The 16,513-nt window shown below is 52.4% G+C and carries 13 protein-coding genes; 12 read left to right on the top strand and 1 reads right to left on the bottom strand.

Features of this window, described 5'->3' with window-relative positions; all coding sequences use genetic code 11:
• The first annotated feature begins 664 nt into the window (after window positions 1–664).
• The 5 genes from leuO (at window position 665) to cra (ending at window position 7,735) form a co-directional block, all read left to right on the top strand.
• Entirely contained in the window at window positions 665–1,612 is a 948-nt protein-coding gene (leuO, locus tag ACX9GT_RS21295; protein ID WP_473188593.1) for a transcriptional regulator LeuO, read from the top strand.
• 444 nt (window positions 1,613–2,056) lie between these two features.
• Entirely contained in the window at window positions 2,057–3,862 is a 1,806-nt protein-coding gene (locus tag ACX9GT_RS21290; protein ID WP_473188592.1) for an AMP-dependent synthetase/ligase, read from the top strand.
• Between the two features lie 371 nt (window positions 3,863–4,233).
• On the top strand, window positions 4,234–5,952 hold the full coding sequence (gene ilvI / locus ACX9GT_RS21285; protein ID WP_459401287.1) for an acetolactate synthase 3 large subunit: 1,719 nt from the start codon (window positions 4,234–4,236) through the stop codon (window positions 5,950–5,952).
• Window positions 5,952–6,446 carry an acetolactate synthase small subunit gene (ilvN, locus tag ACX9GT_RS21280; protein ID WP_473188591.1) on the top strand — a complete coding sequence of 165 codons (495 nt, stop codon included), beginning with the start codon at window positions 5,952–5,954 and terminating at the stop codon, window positions 6,444–6,446. Before ilvI ends, ilvN begins: the two co-directional genes overlap by 1 nt.
• 284 nt (window positions 6,447–6,730) lie before the next feature.
• Window positions 6,731–7,735: a catabolite repressor/activator gene (gene cra, locus ACX9GT_RS21275; RefSeq protein ID WP_473188590.1), complete on the top strand. Its 1,005-nt coding sequence runs from the start codon at window positions 6,731–6,733 to the stop codon at window positions 7,733–7,735.
• 33 nt (window positions 7,736–7,768) lie between these two features.
• Here the strand turns inward: cra and ACX9GT_RS21270 are convergent, their stop codons facing one another.
• A complete protein-coding gene (locus ACX9GT_RS21270) occupies window positions 7,769–8,209 on the bottom strand; it encodes an L-alanine exporter AlaE (RefSeq protein WP_473188589.1) in 441 nt (146 codons plus the stop codon).
• A gap of 870 nt (window positions 8,210–9,079) precedes the next feature.
• Here ACX9GT_RS21270 and mraZ point away from each other — a divergent pair.
• From mraZ to mraY, 7 genes are read left to right on the top strand one after another with little or no spacing between them, the layout of a single operon-like run.
• Window positions 9,080–9,538 carry a division/cell wall cluster transcriptional repressor MraZ gene (mraZ, locus tag ACX9GT_RS21265; RefSeq protein WP_459401290.1) on the top strand — a complete coding sequence of 153 codons (459 nt, stop codon included), beginning with the start codon at window positions 9,080–9,082 and terminating at the stop codon, window positions 9,536–9,538.
• 2 nt (window positions 9,539–9,540) lie between these two features.
• Complete coding sequence (gene rsmH / locus ACX9GT_RS21260; protein ID WP_473188588.1) at window positions 9,541–10,482, top strand: 16S rRNA (cytosine(1402)-N(4))-methyltransferase RsmH; 942 nt, start codon at window positions 9,541–9,543, stop codon at window positions 10,480–10,482.
• Window positions 10,479–10,799: a cell division protein FtsL gene (ftsL, locus tag ACX9GT_RS21255; protein ID WP_459401292.1), complete on the top strand. Its 321-nt coding sequence runs from the start codon at window positions 10,479–10,481 to the stop codon at window positions 10,797–10,799. The genes rsmH and ftsL overlap by 4 nt, the downstream gene beginning before the upstream one ends.
• Before the next feature lie 42 nt (window positions 10,800–10,841).
• Entirely contained in the window at window positions 10,842–12,605 is a 1,764-nt protein-coding gene (locus ACX9GT_RS21250; RefSeq protein ID WP_473188587.1) for a peptidoglycan glycosyltransferase FtsI, read from the top strand.
• Entirely contained in the window at window positions 12,592–14,079 is a 1,488-nt protein-coding gene (gene murE, locus ACX9GT_RS21245; protein WP_473188586.1) for a UDP-N-acetylmuramoyl-L-alanyl-D-glutamate--2,6-diaminopimelate ligase, read from the top strand. Before ACX9GT_RS21250 ends, murE begins: the two co-directional genes overlap by 14 nt.
• Window positions 14,076–15,437 (top strand): UDP-N-acetylmuramoyl-tripeptide--D-alanyl-D-alanine ligase, encoded by a 1,362-nt coding sequence (gene murF / locus ACX9GT_RS21240; protein WP_473188585.1) that lies wholly within the window; start codon window positions 14,076–14,078, stop codon window positions 15,435–15,437. The genes murE and murF overlap by 4 nt, the downstream gene beginning before the upstream one ends.
• Complete coding sequence (gene mraY / locus ACX9GT_RS21235) at window positions 15,431–16,513, top strand: phospho-N-acetylmuramoyl-pentapeptide-transferase (RefSeq protein WP_473188584.1); 1,083 nt, start codon at window positions 15,431–15,433, stop codon at window positions 16,511–16,513. The genes murF and mraY overlap by 7 nt, the downstream gene beginning before the upstream one ends.

Raw genomic sequence — 16,513 nt, 5'->3', positions numbered from 1 at the left:
GATAACCGGGCGATTGCAGCGACTCAGATAAGGAACAAGGGCGACAGACGAAAGCTCGGTAAAAAAACCGATCAAGAGGTCAAAAAACGCGTCATTTTTGCGAGTTTTTTAGCATAAATGACATGAATCCCGTGCTACTACATTGATTCTTAATGTCGCTCAGTTAGAATTCCCAGGGCAAAAAGATGAGGAAGCACAGGCTTGGACGCGAAATTGACAATAAAATTGCATTCATTTATTGAATTGATGTAATTTATTAATACATATTATGTATTTAATCTGAAATGCCGACGCATCAGAGGCAATTAAGTCACATTAAAGGCACCTATTTTGAGATCTCATTATTGTCCATTATCTCATTTTATGGTCTGATTCAATATGACTATGGATGTCTGCTTGGTGCCCATTACTTGAGCGTGAAACCTGCCAACATGTTTGCATGCCGTCATTGTTTTCCGACCTGAAGTGTCGGGCGTTACGCACAGCGCGTAAGTCTTCGCCGTTGTGTCATGTTTTTATAGGATGATGCTCGATTGTTATCCTACGTGGATAGTCAATAGGGATAACTAATTTCGCCGTGTGGGAATAACTTAATGTTACTTTTAGCATGATATTCCCCTGCGCGCTGGCGGAATTATCTACATGGGACTTAGTGGAGTTAGATATGTCTGAATATAATTCAGGAACTGTCTTAGAAAAAGAAAACAGCGATATTCACTTGCGTAGCGTAGATCTTAATTTACTGACTGTTTTTGATGCAGTTATGCAAATGCAGAATATTACCCGCGCTGCCAATTCGTTGGGGATGTCGCAGCCCGCGGTGAGTAATGCCGTGGCGCGTTTAAAAGTTATGTTCAATGATGAACTGTTTGTGCGTTTTGGCCGTGGCATCCAACCTACCATGCGTGCGCGCCAGCTTTTTGGGCCGGTACGCCAGGCATTGCAATTGGTTCAGAATGAGTTGCCAGGTTCAGGTTTTGATGCCTTGACCAGTGAACGTACTTTTACGCTTTCTATCTGCAGCCCGTTGGATATTCGCCTTACGGCCAAGATAATTAACAACGTCAAGAATATGGCACCCAATGTGCGGTTGCAGGCAAAATCCTATCTGAACAATAACATTGAGCACCAATTGCGTTATCAGGAAACTGAATTTGTCATTGGCTACACCCGTTTTGAGCATCCTGAATTTCAAAACATCGCCTTATTTGAAGATGAATTAAGCCTGGTTGCGGCGCAGTCACACCCACGCCTGATGAACAGCGTTACCCAAGAGCAAATGCTGGTTGAACAGCATGCGGTCATATCGTTAGAGCGCTTCTGTTCCTTTAGCAAGCCATTCTATGTTGAAGAGGCCGCACAGCGTGGTATCACTCAGCAATGTACCGATCTGTTCAGCGTGCTGAATATCGTCGCAATGACAGAAATGGTGGCTATTACCCCGCGTTGGTTTGCTGAGCAACATGCACAAGCGCTGCAACTCAAAATCATTTCATTACCGTGGGATAGGAAAAATGCCACCTGCTATCTTTCCTGGCACGAATCTGCCGAGCGAGATAAAGGTCACCAGTGGATGAAATCTGTTCTGAGCCAGTCCGAGTTATTGCGTTAATTTAGCGCTTTATTAACCCGACGTACTTACGTGTACTTCGGGTTAATAGTTCAGGGTTATTACTGATAATAAGAAAATGCTTACTTTGTGATAAGAGAAATCTTAATATTTTTTTCTAAAACACTTTTTTTGCAGTATTTTAATAAATTTCCATTTATGAAATTAAATTCTGTATTAAATATCATAGTCGGAGTTTTAACCTGCTAGCCGTTTGTTAATCATCCCCTTCATTTATCAGTCCAGAATTAAACCTTCTGTCATTAAGGTCAGGGGTAAACAGAAGGCACTCAAGTTTTAGCTCACACTTCTACGCTGAAATCTCTTTTCCGAGCAGCAGAGAGTCGGTAGACTGCGCAAAAAAAAGTAAACACGTGTAAGCTGAGATAGAGGAACTTGTGTTCCAATCACGGTTGACCGTTTGATTAATTTCAGGCTTAGAGCGCTATGATCAATAAGTTGCAGCATTATCATCTGGTCCAACGTATACAGCATCAAATTTCTCAGCGTGCTGACTGCATTGCTTTTCGCCAGTGGTCCCCTGATGGTGAAACTCAATTGAGCTGGTCGCAGGTGGGCACTCATGTGAACCACATTGCCAGCGCGCTTTTGGCTCTTGGCGTTGATGTACAGGAACGCATAGCTATCTTTGCCAATAATTGCATGGCTTGGTCGCTGGCCGATCTGGCTATTCTGCAACTGCGTGCCGTCAGTGTGCCGCTGTATGCGACCAATACCGCAGCTCAGGCCGCTTTTATCATCAATGATGCCGATATTCGCATTGTATTTGTCGGTGCGCAGGCACAGTTGGATGCTGCCATCGCCCTGCGCGGCGTATGCCCACAGCTCACCCACATTATTGTGTTTGACGACGCTGCCGATCTGCGCGGTTGTGAAATTGCGCAGTATCTGAGCCACTTTGAACGTGAGGCCGATGTCGAACGCTTTGAAACGGCACGTCAGGAAAGGATTGCGGATAGCTGCCTGCAAGATTTATTCACTTTGATTTACACCTCCGGCACCACCGGTGAACCAAAGGGCGTGATGCTGGATTACCGCAATATGGCGGCGCAACTCCAGTTGCATGACGATCGTCTGACGGTAACGGAGGACGATGTTTCACTCAGTTTCCTGCCGATGTCGCATGTTTTTGAGCGAGCCTGGAGCTTTTTTATCATGCATTCCGGCGCTCAGAACGTTTATCTGCCAAATACCGACTGGGTGCGTGAGGCGATGGCGGAAGTACGGCCAACCCTGATGTGCGCGGTGCCGCGTTTTTATGAAAAAATCTTCAGTGCGGTACATGAGAAGGTGGCGCGGGCATCTTGGCTGCGCCGCGCTTTGTTCCACTGGGCGATCGTTTGCGGTGAGCGTAAGTTTTTGCAAGAACGCGCAGGCAAGCCGCTTGGCAAACTGTTCGACTTTTCCCATCGTTGGGCGGATAAGCTGGTGCTGAGCAAACTGCGTGCGATCCTCGGTGGTCGAGTGCGTTTCCTGCCAGCGGCCGGAGCCAAACTGGATGACAATGTCATTCTGTTCTTCGAGGCGATGGGGGTTAACATCAAGTACGGTTACGGGATGACGGAAACCTGTGCCACCGTTTCCTGCTGGGAAGAGAACAATTTCCGCTTTGGTTCGATCGGCAAACCCTTGCCGGGTGTGGAAGTGCGCATTGCTGCTGAAAATGAGATCCAGGTGCGCGGGCCGATCGTAATGCGTGGTTATTTCAACAAACCGCTGGAAACTGCTGATACCTTTACCGCCGATGGTTGGTTAAAAACCGGCGATGCTGGCATGATCGATGAAAATGGCAACCTGTTTATTACCGAACGCCTGAAGGATTTGATGAAAACCTCCGGTGGTAAGTATATTGCCCCGCAAATGCTGGAGGGCACGCTGGCGCAGGATCGTTTTATTGAACAGGTGGCAATCATTGCCGATGCGCGCAAGTTTGTTTCCGCACTGATCGTGCCGAGTTTTGAATCGCTGGAAGAGTATGCCCGATCGATTAACTTGAGGTATCAGGATCGGCTCGAACTATTGCGTAACAGCCATATCATTGAAATGTTTGAAACCCGGCTGCGTGAGATGCAAAAAGAGCTGGCACTGTTTGAGCAGGTGAAAAAGTTTACTCTATTGCCCGCTGCCTTTTCCATGGAGCTGGGTGAACTGACGCCGACGCTGAAGCTGCGGCGTAAGGTGATCCTTCAGCGTTACCAGAATGAGATTGAATCGATGTATCAGGAAAAATGATGATGTTGCCGCTTGACGGCTTTTCTCGGTGACAAACTCATCATACCTCTCATCTGATATCGTTCTGTAATTTCCAGAATTTCTGAAACAATGCCTAGCTGTTATCCCTTACGGCTAGTGCATTGTTTCTGTAAATCTTCCATCCCCAGCTTAATGACAATAACCTTGTTGTTAATAAGTTGTTTTGCCGTTTGCCTGCCTCATATTCTAACGTTATGTTAGGCTGTAGCGCGGCATTGGGCGCCGCTGACGCAGCTCGATGCCGCGCTACAGCCTAATGCAGAGCAGACATAAATTTTGGGGGCATTGCCCCACAGCAGGCGCTTCGTTCCAGCGCCAGACAAGTATTAAGTAAGCCTGGAGGCAAACCCATGGAGATGTTGTCAGGAGCCGAGATGGTCGTCCGATCGTTGATCGATCAGGGCGTTAAACATGTATTCGGCTATCCGGGCGGGGCGGTACTCGATATCTATGACGCCCTGCACACGGTAGGCGGAATCGATCACATTCTGGTGCGGCATGAGCAGGGCGCAGTGCATATGGCCGATGGCTATGCGCGTGCCACCGGTGAAGTCGGGGTGGTTCTGGTCACTTCCGGCCCTGGTGCGACCAATGCGATTACCGGTATCGCCACGGCCTATATGGATTCCATTCCAATGGTGGTGCTTTCCGGCCAGGTTCCCAGTTCGCTGATTGGTTACGATGCCTTTCAGGAGTGCGATATGGTGGGGATCTCCCGCCCGGTGGTGAAGCACAGTTTCCTGGTCAAGCGCACCGAAGATATTCCTTCCGTATTGAAGAAAGCCTTCTATCTGGCTTCTACCGGTCGCCCAGGCCCGGTGGTGATCGACCTGCCGAAAGATATCGTCGGCCCGGCGGTAAGAATGCCTTATGCCTATCCGAAAGAAGTCAGCATGCGTTCTTACCACCCAACGGTGCAAGGGCATCGTGGGCAGATAAAGCGTGCATTGCAGACCATTCTGGCGGCAAAAAAGCCGGTAATGTACGTGGGCGGCGGGGCGATCAATTCAGGCTGCCATGAAGAATTGCTGCAACTGGCGGAAAAGCTGAATCTGCCGGTGACCTGCACGCTGATGGGGTTAGGGGCTTTTCCTGGCACTCATCGGCAAAGCGTGGGCATGCTGGGTATGCACGGCACTTATGAAGCCAATAACACCATGCATAACTCTGATGTGATCTTTGCCGTCGGGGTGCGTTTTGACGATCGTACCACCAATAACCTGATTAAATATTGCCCGGATGCCACCGTGCTGCATATTGATATCGACCCGACCTCGATTTCCAAAACGGTCGATGCCGATATTCCTATCGTGGGTGATGCTAAACAGGTACTGGTGCAAATGCTGGAACTGTTGGCGCAGAGTGATAAAGCGCAGGATTTCGATGCGTTGCGCGATTGGTGGCAGTCGATCGAACAGTGGCGGGCACGCGATTGCCTGGGTTACGACAAGAACAGCGGCACCATCAAGCCTCAGGCGGTGATTGAAACCTTGCACCGGCTGACCAAAGGCGACGCTTATGTCACTTCTGATGTGGGTCAGCACCAGATGTTTGCCGCGCTCTATTATCCGTTTGATAAACCACGCCGTTGGATCAACTCCGGCGGTTTGGGCACCATGGGCTTTGGGCTGCCAGCGGCGCTCGGGGTGAAGCTGGCGCTGCCGGAAGAAACCGTGGTGTGTGTGACCGGTGATGGCAGTATCCAGATGAACATTCAGGAACTGTCTACCGCTCTGCAATACAACCTGCCGGTGATCGTGCTCAATCTGAATAACGGTTATCTGGGCATGGTGAAGCAGTGGCAGGATATGATTTATTCTGGCCGCCACTCCCAGTCCTACATGAATTCTCTGCCAGACTTTGTGAAACTGGCGGAGGCTTACGGTCATGTGGGGATTGCCATTCGCACGCCAGATGAGCTGGAAAGCAAACTGGCACAGGCGCTGGCCGAGAAAGAGCGGCTGGTATTTGTCGATGTCACCGTCGATGAAACCGAACATGTTTACCCAATGCAAATCCGCGGTGGAAGCATGGACGATATGTGGTTAAGCAAAACGGAGAGAACCTGATGAGGCGCCGTATTTTATCTGTACTACTGGAAAACGAATCCGGTGCGTTGTCGCGCGTGGTAGGGCTGTTCTCCCAGCGTGGCTACAACATTGAAAGCCTGACGGTAGCGCCGACCGACGATCCAACATTGTCTCGTATGACTATTCAGACCGTTGGCGATGAAAAGGTGCTGGAGCAGATTGAAAAGCAGCTGCACAAGCTGGTCGACGTGCTGCGCGTCAGTGAACTGGTTCAAGGGTCGCACGTTGAGCGTGAAATCATGCTGGTGAAATTGCAGGCCAGCGGTTACGGGCGTGAAGAAGTGAAGCGCAGTACGGACATTTTCCGCGGCCAGATTGTGGATGTCACGGCTTCGCTGTATACCGTCCAACTGGCCGGGACCAGCGACAAACTCGATGCGTTCCTTAATGCCGTGCGCGAAGTGGCGGAAATTGTTGAAGTTGCGCGCTCAGGGATTGTGGGTGTTTCGCGCGGTGATAAAATCATGCGCTAGCCAAGCTGAATTTTGCTGGCTAACGAGAGGGCGTAGCTTCATTGCTACGCCCTTTCTTTTTACTTTTTGCCCATTTGCTGGCACCTTTCTGCAAAAGCGGTTGCTCGGCTGGGTTTTCTGCTGTTAGATCCAAAGACTGGGTTGAATAACCATAGTGATTATTATGGTTACTCGCTATCTTCCCTCTTTCAAACCGCAGCGTTGTTTAGCCGTGATCTGAGAGTGAAAGACTAAAACTGCACTCTTTATTTCTACTTTATTTTCAGCGTCATTAAGGGGTTAACGTGAAACTGGATGAAATCGCGCGTCTCGCAGGCGTTTCGCGCACTACGGCCAGTTATGTCATCAACGGCAAGGCGAAGCAGTATCGTGTCAGCGATAAAACCGTCGAAAAAGTGATGGCCGTGGTCAGGGAGCACAACTATCACCCGAATGCTGTCGCGGCAGGGCTACGCGCTGGCCGCACCCGCTCAATCGGCCTGGTGATACCGGATCTTGAAAATACCAGCTATACCCGCATCGCCAACTATCTGGAGCGTCAGGCACGCCAGCGGGGTTATCAACTGTTGATCGCCTGCTCGGAAGATCAGCCGGACAACGAAATGCGCTGTGTGGAGCATCTGCTGCAACGCCAGGTGGATGCGATCATTGTGTCTACCGCATTGCCGCCTGAGCATCCTTTCTATCAGCGCTGGGCCAACGATCCTTTCCCGATCATTGCGTTAGACCGTGCGCTGGATCGTGAGCATTTCATCAGCGTGGTTGGGGCCGATCAGGAGGACTCCTTAGCGCTGGCGCAGGAGTTACGCAGCTTCCCGGCCGAGTCAGTGCTGTATATTGGGGCATTGCCAGAGCTTTCGGTGAGTTTTCTGCGTGAGCAAGGGTTTCGCGAGGCTTGGCAGGATGACGCACGCCATGTGGACTATCTGTATGCCAATAGCTATGAACGTGATGCCGCAGGGGCACTGTTTGCCGAATGGCTGAAAACCCACCCAATGCCGCAGGCGCTGTTTACCACCTCCTTCTCCCTATTGCAGGGGGTGATGGATGTGACGCTGAAAAAATATGGGCGTTTACCCACGGATCTGGCTATTGCCACCTTTGGTGATAATGAGCTGCTGGATTTCTTGGAATGCCCGGTGCTGGCCGTGGCACAGCGCCACCGTGATGTGGCCGAGCGGGTGTTGGAGCTGGTTCTGGCCAGCCTTGACGAACCACGTAAACCGAAACCGGGCATGACGCGCATCCGTCGTAACCTGTTCCGCCGTGGCAGCCTGAGCCGGAAATAAGTCAACAGGGGCCAGCAAGCCGGGCCCCTGTTTTTACACATATCCCACGACCCGGAATAACCTACGGCAATACTCCAGAAAATAGCCATACACCACTCCCATTGCCATTGATACCAGCGCATTACTGGCTACCGCCGCCATAATTTGTTGCCCATCGGCACCCACGCTCCACAGAATCGCCGCATAAACCGGTGACTGAAAACTGACATAGGCCAGAAGATCGGCCAGATTGCGCAGTAAAAACTGCCCACGCGGGAAATGGCGAGCCGTAGCGATAAAAAAATCGCGGTAGCGGCCATACGGCCAGGCAATAAGAATGTTGACGGGAATCGACAATAAGCGGGAAGAGAGCGATTGGCTGAAACTCATGCCAGAAATCAGAATTTCAATCGCCATGCCTGCCAGAAAGCAGTACACCACCAAGGCAAAAGTATCGGCAGCGGCGCTGCGTAAACGTGAAGCAGGTGAAAACATGGGGTGAGCTCCTGTGCATTAGGTTAATACTTTTACTTTAAATGTTAATGTAGTGTAATAATCTGTAATTTAAAACAAAACCAGTTTACTAAACTGCATTGATTATTTTAACTAGCTCAATATTTTTATTTTTAACAATTGAGTGGTTTTTGTCCTGACGGAATGCGCCAAAATACAGTTTGGAGGGATTAAAAATGGGAGATATCAACAAAGTTATTAGAAACAGTATGTTGCGATTTTTTTCTTGGTTTGGGTGCTAAAAGGCGATTTACACAGCAACAAATAGAAATGTAAAAAAGTGCAACCTGAATTGTAAGTGAGTATTTTGGGAATAATCCCACTCAATTAACTGAAATTAGAATGGGTAAGCCTTGCAATATCCGCTCGATATATTTTTTCTGTGTGTCCTTCATTGATGGGATAATTGACGTAAAATAGCGCCCGGTTTACGGCGAAATATTTATCGAGTGTTATTAAGTCAATGGCTTATAACACATAACTGTAGGCCAGCAACGTGAAGCCAGGCCTTGGTGGACGCGGCTTGCCGCAGAGTGGCAACCGGTGATTGTCCGGTTTGAAAGTGAGACCTGGATTGCAGAAGGAAGTAATGAGTTAATTAATCGCCAATTTGTGAGTTTTTTAATCACCTTATTGCCGTTTAGAAAATTCTTCCCGTTTATCATGGTGTTAATTTTTATTCGTTTAATAAATAGAGTTCCTTTCGTGAGTCAGCCCCCAGAATGAACACTGAAATATTGCCAAAGCGCTGCCGCTCTGGCTTGACAAGGTTTTCATACCCTCCGTAAACTCTAATTTGTGGTAATTTGTGGGGGAAAGTGGTGAAAAAGGTCACGAGGGGGTAGCTCAGGTATGTTCCGTGGAGCAACGATGGTTAACCTCGACAGTAAAGGGCGGCTTGCCGTACCTACCCGTTATCGGGATTTACTGAATGAGGAGTCGCAAGGCCAAATGGTTTGTACCATTGACCTCCATCAGCCCTGCCTGCTGCTTTACCCATTACCCCAATGGGAAATTATCGAACAGAAATTGTCCCGTCTTTCGAGCATGAATCCCGCCGAGCGCCGCGTTCAGCGCTTACTTTTGGGGCATGCCAGCGAGTGTCAGATGGATGGGGCCGGGCGGTTGCTGTTGGCCAGTACGCTGCGCCAACACGCCGGGCTGACGAAAGAAGTGATGCTGGTCGGGCAGTTCAACAAGTTTGAACTGTGGGATGAACAGACCTGGTATCAACAAGTCAAGGACGATATTGACGCAGAACAATCCACTCAGGAACCCTTGTCTGAGCGGCTACAGGACTTGTCACTATAAGCATGTTGGAAAACTATAAACACACCACCGTACTGTTGGATGAGGCCGTGAATGGCCTCAATATTCGTAGTAACGGTACATACATTGACGGAACTTTTGGTCGCGGTGGCCATTCTCGTCTGATTCTGTCCCAATTGGGGCCGGAAGGGCGCTTGTTGGCTATTGACCGCGATCCGCAGGCCATTGCCGCTGCCCAATCTATTGAAGATTCTCGTTTTACTATCGTACACGGCCAGTTTTCTGATTTGTCGCACTATGTGCGGGAACGCGATCTGGTCGGCAAAATTGACGGTGTGTTGCTCGATCTGGGGGTTTCTTCTCCGCAGCTGGATGACGCTGAGCGTGGTTTTTCCTTTATGCGTGACGGCCCGCTGGATATGCGCATGGATCCCTCAAGCGGCCAGTCCGCCGCCGAATGGCTGATGAAAGCCGAAGCCGATGACATTGCCTGGGTGTTGAAAACCTTCGGCGAAGAGCGTTTTGCCAAGCGCATTGCGCGCGCCATCGTGGAAAGAAACCGTACTGAACCGATGACGCGCACCAAAGAACTGGCGGATCTGATCGCTAACGCCAGCCCGTTCCGCGAAAAGCACAAGCATCCGGCGACGCGCAGTTTCCAGGCGATCCGTATCTATATCAACAGCGAACTGGAAGAGATCGAGCGTGCGCTGGATGGCGCGCTGGAAGTACTGGCTCCGCAGGGCCGCTTGTCGATCATCAGCTTCCATTCGTTGGAAGATCGCATCGTCAAACGCTTTATGCGCCACCACAGCCGTGGAGCCCAGGTTCCGGCCGGTATTCCGTTGACCGAAGCGCAGTTGCGCGAGATGGGCGGCCGTACGCTGAAAGCGCTGGGCAAAATGATGCCGTCTGATGCGGAAGTGGCAGAAAACCCGCGTGCGCGCAGTTCGGTGCTGCGTATTGCCGAGAGGATGCCCGCGTGATTGGCAATGAACGCCACGGATTGGTCGGGGTCATCAGCGGTGATCTGCTGCGTAACGCTAAGATCCCGCTGATTTTACTGGCTGCCGTACTGGTTTCCGCCGTTTTTGTGGTCACTACCGCGCACCGCACCCGTTTGCTGACCGCCGAGCGCGAACAGCTGGTTCTGGAGCGGGATGCGCTGGATATTGAGTGGCGCAACCTGATTCTGGAAGAGAACGCCCTTGGCGATCACAGCCGTGTAGAACGTATTGCTACCGAGAAATTGCAGATGCAGCACGTTGATCCATCGCAGGAAAATATCATCGTTAAACCATAAAGGGCTTAACCACATTCACGACACGGAGCAGAAAGAGAACCAATGAAAGCAGCACGCCCCGGTAAGTTGAAACGCCAGGAAGATCAAGCCAGCTTTGTTAGCTGGCGTTTTGCGTTGCTGTGCGGCTGTATTCTGCTGGCGTTGACCGGGCTGTTGGTGCGTGTGGCTTACCTACAGGTGATCAACCCGGATCGGCTGGTGAAAGAGGGCGATATGCGCTCGCTGCGTGTGCAGGAAGTGCCTACCGCGCGCGGCATGATTAGCGATCGCTCCGGCCGTCCGTTGGCCGTCAGCGTGCCGGTGAACGCCGTATGGGCCGATCCTAAAGAGCTGATCGAGCGTGGTGGCATTACGCTGGATTCGCGCTGGAAGGCGCTTTCCGATGCGTTGCAGATCCCGCTGGATCAGTTATCTAACCGCATTAACGCCAACCCGAAAGGGCGCTTTGTTTATCTGGCGCGTCAGGTTAACCCGGCGATTGGTGACTATATCCACAAGCTGAAACTGCCGGGGATCTACCTGCGCCAGGAATCACGCCGTTACTATCCTTCCGGGCAGGTGACCTCGCACATTATCGGCGTCACCAACATTGATGGTGAAGGGATCGAAGGGGTTGAAAAGAGCTTCGACCGTTGGCTGACCGGGCAACCGGGTGAGCGAACCGTACGTAAAGATCGTTATGGCCGGGTGATTGAGGATGTCTCCTCAGTGGATAGCCTGGCGGCGCACAACCTGATGCTGAGCATTGACGAACGCTTGCAGGCGCTGGTGTATCGCGAATTGAATAATGCCGTGGCCTTTAACAAGGCGGAATCTGGCACCGCCGTGTTGGTGGATGTGAATACCGGCGAAGTGTTGGCAATGGCCAACAGCCCATCGTACAACCCGAATAATATGGCCGGTACGCCGAAAGACACCATGCGTAACCGTGCAATTACCGATATTTTTGAACCGGGTTCCACAGTGAAACCGATGGTGGTAATGACGGCATTGCAGCGCGGCGTAGTGAAAGAAAACAGCGTGCTCAATACCATTCCTTACCGCATTAACGGCCATGAAATCAAAGATGTGGCGCGTTATTCGGAACTGTCCATGACCGGGATCTTGCAGAAGTCGAGTAACGTCGGTGTTTCTAAACTGGCGTTAGCGATGCCGTCCTCAGCGTTAGTAGATACTTACTCACACTTTGGACTGGGAAAGGCGACCAACTTGGGGCTGGTCGGAGAAAGCAGTGGCTTATACCCAAAAAAACAACGGTGGTCTGACATAGAGAGGGCCACCTTCTCTTTCGGCTACGGGCTGATGGTAACGCCGTTACAGTTAGCGCGAGTCTATGCCACGATCGGCAGTTTGGGCGTATATCGCCCATTGTCGATCACTAAAGTTGACCCTCCGGTCGCCGGTGAGCGCGTCTTTCCTGAAGCTACGGTGCGTACCGTGGTGCATATGATGGAAAGCGTAGCCCTGCCGGGCGGCGGCGGCGTGAAAGCCGCCATCAAGGGTTACCGCATTGCGATTAAAACCGGTACCGCTAAAAAAGTCGGCCCGGACGGTAAATACGTCAACCGATATATCGCTTATACCGCGGGTGTGGCGCCCGCCAGTCAACCCCGTTTTGCCCTGGTGGTGGTGATCAACGATCCACAGGGCGGCAAGTACTACGGCGGTGCGATTTCAGCGCCCGTGTTTGGTGCGATCATGGGGGGCGTGCTGCGGATCATGAACATTGAGCCGGATGCTTTGCCTACCAGCGACAAAAGCGAATTAGTTATCAACAGTAAAGAGGGTACAGGTGGCAGATCGTAATTTACGCGATTTACTCGCTCCTTGGGTGCCAACGGCACCCGAGCGCCAGCTTAGGGAAATGATATTAGACAGCCGCATTGCGGCTGCCGGGGATCTGTTTGTCGCCGTTGTCGGCCATCAAACGGATGGTCGCCGCTATATTCCGCAAGCCATCGCGCAAGGGGTTGCCGCCGTTATCGCCGAGGCCGAAAGCCAGGCCGAAGACGGCAAAATCTGTGAAATGCACGGTGTGCCAGTGATTTACCTGAGCCAACTCAATCAGCGCCTTTCCGCACTGGCCGGGCGTTTTTACCAGCAGCCCGCAGATCGCCTGCGTTTGATCGGCGTGACCGGTACCAACGGCAAAACCACCACCACGCAGCTGTTGGCGCAATGGAGTCAATTGCTAGGGGAAACCGCTGCGGTGATGGGTACGGTCGGTAATGGGTTGCTGGGGCAGGTTTGCCCAACGGAAAATACCACCGGTTCTGCGGTGGATGTCCAACATATCCTGAACGATCTGGCCGAACAGGGCGCTACCTTTGCCGCAATGGAAGTCTCTTCTCATGGCTTGGTGCAGCACCGCGTAGCTGCTTTACCGTTCGCAGCGGCCGTATTCACCAACCTGAGCCGCGATCATCTTGATTATCATGGCGACATGGCCAGCTACGAAGCGGCTAAATGGTCGCTGTTTGCGGATCATGAGGTTGGGCAGGCGATTATCAATGCCGATGATGAAGTCGGGCAGTGCTGGCTGGCTAAACTGCCGGATGCGGTGGCCGTTACCATGCACGATAACTTGCAGCCTGGCTGCCGTGGCCGCTGGTTGAAGGCCACCGCAGTGAATTATCACGATAACGGTGCCACCATCCATTTCAGCTCAAGCTGGGGCAATGGCGAGATTGAAAGCCGCCTGATGGGGGCGTTCAACGTCAGTAACCTGCTGTTGGCGCTGGCAACATTGCTGTCGCTTGGTTATCCGTTTGATGACCTGGTGAAAACTGCCAATCAATTGCAGCCGGTCTGTGGCCGCATGGAAGTGTTCAATGCGCCGGGCAAGCCGACGGTCGTGGTGGATTATGCCCACACCCCGGATGCCTTGGAAAAGGCCTTGGAAGCCGCACGCTTGCATTGCCAGGGGCAACTGTGGTGCGTGTTTGGCTGTGGTGGCGATCGCGACAAAGGTAAGCGCCCACTTATGGGCGGCATTGCCGAGCAGTTCGCTGATCGGGTGGTGGTCACCGACGACAACCCGCGCACCGAAGAACCGCAGGCCATCATCAAAGATATTCTCGCCGGGTTGCTGGATGCCGGGCATGTGCAGGTGATCCACGGGCGTGCAGAAGCCGTCACCAGCGCCATCATGCAGGCAAAAGAACAGGATGTGGTACTGGTGGCGGGCAAAGGCCATGAGGATTACCAAGTGGTGGGTAACCGTCGCTTGGACTACTCCGATCGCACCACCGTCGCGCGTCTGCTGGGGGTATTGGCATGATCCCGGTCTCCCTTAAGACACTGGCGAAGGTATTGAGCGCTGAACTGATCGGTGCTGATTGCCAAATCACCGAAGTGACGACCAATACACGTCAGATCACGCCAGGTTGCCTTTTTGTGGCGCTGAAAGGTGAGCGTTTTGACGCCCATGACTTTGCTGCTGACGCCATCACTGCGGGCGCAGGAGCGCTGCTGGTAAGTAAGCGCTTATTGGGGGATGTGCCGCAACTGGTGGTAAAAGATACCCGCATTGCGTTGGGGCAGCTTGCCGCCTGGGTGCGCCAACAAGTTCCGGCCAAAGTGGTGGCGCTGACCGGCTCATCGGGCAAGACCTCGGTGAAAGAAATGACCGCCGCCATTCTGCGTGAATGTGGCGAAGTGCTGTATACCGCCGGGAATTTCAATAACGACATCGGCGTGCCGCTGACGTTACTGCGTTTACAGCCGCAGCATGATTTTGCCGTGATTGAGCTGGGCGCGAATCATATTGGTGAGATCGCTTATACCACCGCTTTAACCCAACCGCAGAGCGCGCTGGTGAACAACCTGGCGGCAGCACATTTGGAAGGGTTCGGCTCTCTGGCCGGTGTGGCTCAGGCAAAAGGTGAAATCTTTGCCGGTCTGCCTGCTGATGGTGTGGCGATCATCAACGCCGACAATAACGACTGGCCGCATTGGCAGGCCCAATTACAGGGCAAGAAAGTGTGGCGCTTCTCGCCGCAGGTGGCAGAGTCCGTAGACTTTTTTGCCAGCGATATCCAGGTGAATGGCAAGGGAACGCAGTTTACTCTGCACAGTCCGTTTGGCACGGTGGCTATCGAGCTGCCACTGCCGGGCCGCCATAACGTGGCCAATGCCTTGGCGGCAGCGGCACTGGCGATGTCGGTAGGTGCCAGCCTGCAAGCGGTGCGAAAAGGGTTACAACAGTTGCAAGCGGTGCCGGGGCGTTTATTCCCGGTCGTGCTGGCGGAAGGCAAACTGTTGCTGGATGACAGCTATAACGCCAACGTCGGTTCCATGATAGCGGCTGCACAGACGCTGGCAGAAATGCCGGGTTACCGGGTGATGGTGGTTGGCGATATGGCCGAACTGGGTGCAGAAGCCGAAGAGTGTCACCGCCAGGTGGGAGAAGCCGCCCGTCTGGCAGGCGTTGATCAAGTGATCAGCGTGGGCCAACTGAGCCAAGTGCTGAGTTCGGCAGCCGGTAACGGCGAACATTATCAAGATAAAACAGCAGTGACCGCACGCGTGGCGGAATTACTGTCAGCACATGCGGTAATTACCGTGTTAATCAAAGGGTCACGTAGTGCCGCAATGGAGCAGGTAGTACGCGCGTTACAGGAGAAAGCACCATGTTAGTTTGGCTGGCCGAACATTTGGTCAAATATTACTCAGGCTTCAACGTCTTTTCCTATCTGACGTTCCGGGCCATTGTCAGCCTGCTGACCGCGCTGTTTATTTCTCTGTGGATGGGGCCGCGGGTGATCAAACGCCTGCAGGAAATGTCCTTTGGCCAGGTGGTGCGTAACGACGGGCCAGAATCGCACTTCAGTAAACGCGGCACGCCAACCATGGGCGGCATCATGATCCTGACCTCCATCACCATTTCGGTGCTGATGTGGGCTTATCCCTCTAACCCTTATGTCTGGTGCGTGCTGTTCGTGCTGGTGGGCTACGGCATCGTCGGGTTTGTCGATGACTATCGCAAAGTGGTGCGCAAGGATACCCGAGGGTTGATTGCCCGCTGGAAGTACTTCTGGCAATCGGTGATTGCGCTGCTTGCCGCTTTTACCATGTATGCCATAGGAAAAGACACGCCAGCCACCGAGTTGGTGGTGCCATTTTTTAAAGACGTCATGCCGCAACTCGGCCTGTTGTACGTGCTGCTGGCTTACTTTGTGATTGTCGGTACCAGCAACGCAGTCAACCTGACCGATGGGCTGGATGGTTTGGCGATCATGCCAACCGTGTTCGTGGCCGCCGGTTTTGCGCTGGTTGCCTGGGCGACCGGTAACGTGAATTTTGCCAGCTACCTGCACATCCCCTATCTGCGCCATGCCGGTGAACTGGTGATTGTGTGTACCGCCATTGTGGGGGCCGGTTTAGGCTTTCTGTGGTTCAACACTTACCCAGCCCAGGTGTTTATGGGTGATGTCGGTTCGCTGGCGTTAGGGGGAGCATTGGGGACGATCGCCGTGCTGCTGCGTCAGGAGTTTTTGCTGGTGATTATGGGCGGCGTGTTCGTGGTTGAAACGCTGTCGGTGATCTTGCAGGTGGGGTCGTTCAAGCTGCGCGGGCAACGTATTTTCCGCATGGCACCGATTCATCACCACTATGAATTGAAAGGTTGGCCAGAGCCGCGCGTGATCGTGCGCTTCTGGATTATTTCGCTGATGCTGGTGCTGATTGGCCTGGCGACGCTGAAGGTGCGCTAA

The sequence above is a fragment of the Serratia sp. YWN4 genome (genome assembly GCF_055790845.1).
The sequence above is the reverse complement of the archived record's forward strand: the minus strand, read 5'-3'. Positions and strand labels throughout refer to the sequence as shown.

Excerpts from the sequence above, each read along its gene's own strand:
- murF (WP_473188585.1), top strand. The coding sequence starts at position 14,076 with ATGATCCCGGTCTCCCTTAAGACACTGGCGAAGGTATTGAGCGCTGAA.
- leuO (WP_473188593.1), top strand. The coding sequence starts at position 665 with ATGTCTGAATATAATTCAGGAACTGTCTTAGAAAAAGAAAACAGCGAT.
- ACX9GT_RS21290 (WP_473188592.1), top strand. The coding sequence starts at position 2,057 with ATGATCAATAAGTTGCAGCATTATCATCTGGTCCAACGTATACAGCAT.
- ACX9GT_RS21250 (WP_473188587.1), top strand. The coding sequence starts at position 10,842 with ATGAAAGCAGCACGCCCCGGTAAGTTGAAACGCCAGGAAGATCAAGCC.
- mraZ (WP_459401290.1), top strand. The coding sequence starts at position 9,080 with ATGTTCCGTGGAGCAACGATGGTTAACCTCGACAGTAAAGGGCGGCTT.
- rsmH (WP_473188588.1), top strand. The coding sequence starts at position 9,541 with ATGTTGGAAAACTATAAACACACCACCGTACTGTTGGATGAGGCCGTG.
- mraY (WP_473188584.1), top strand. The coding sequence starts at position 15,431 with ATGTTAGTTTGGCTGGCCGAACATTTGGTCAAATATTACTCAGGCTTC.
- ilvI (WP_459401287.1), top strand. The coding sequence starts at position 4,234 with ATGGAGATGTTGTCAGGAGCCGAGATGGTCGTCCGATCGTTGATCGAT.
- ilvN (WP_473188591.1), top strand. The coding sequence starts at position 5,952 with ATGAGGCGCCGTATTTTATCTGTACTACTGGAAAACGAATCCGGTGCG.
- ACX9GT_RS21270 (WP_473188589.1), bottom strand. The coding sequence starts at position 8,209 with ATGTTTTCACCTGCTTCACGTTTACGCAGCGCCGCTGCCGATACTTTT.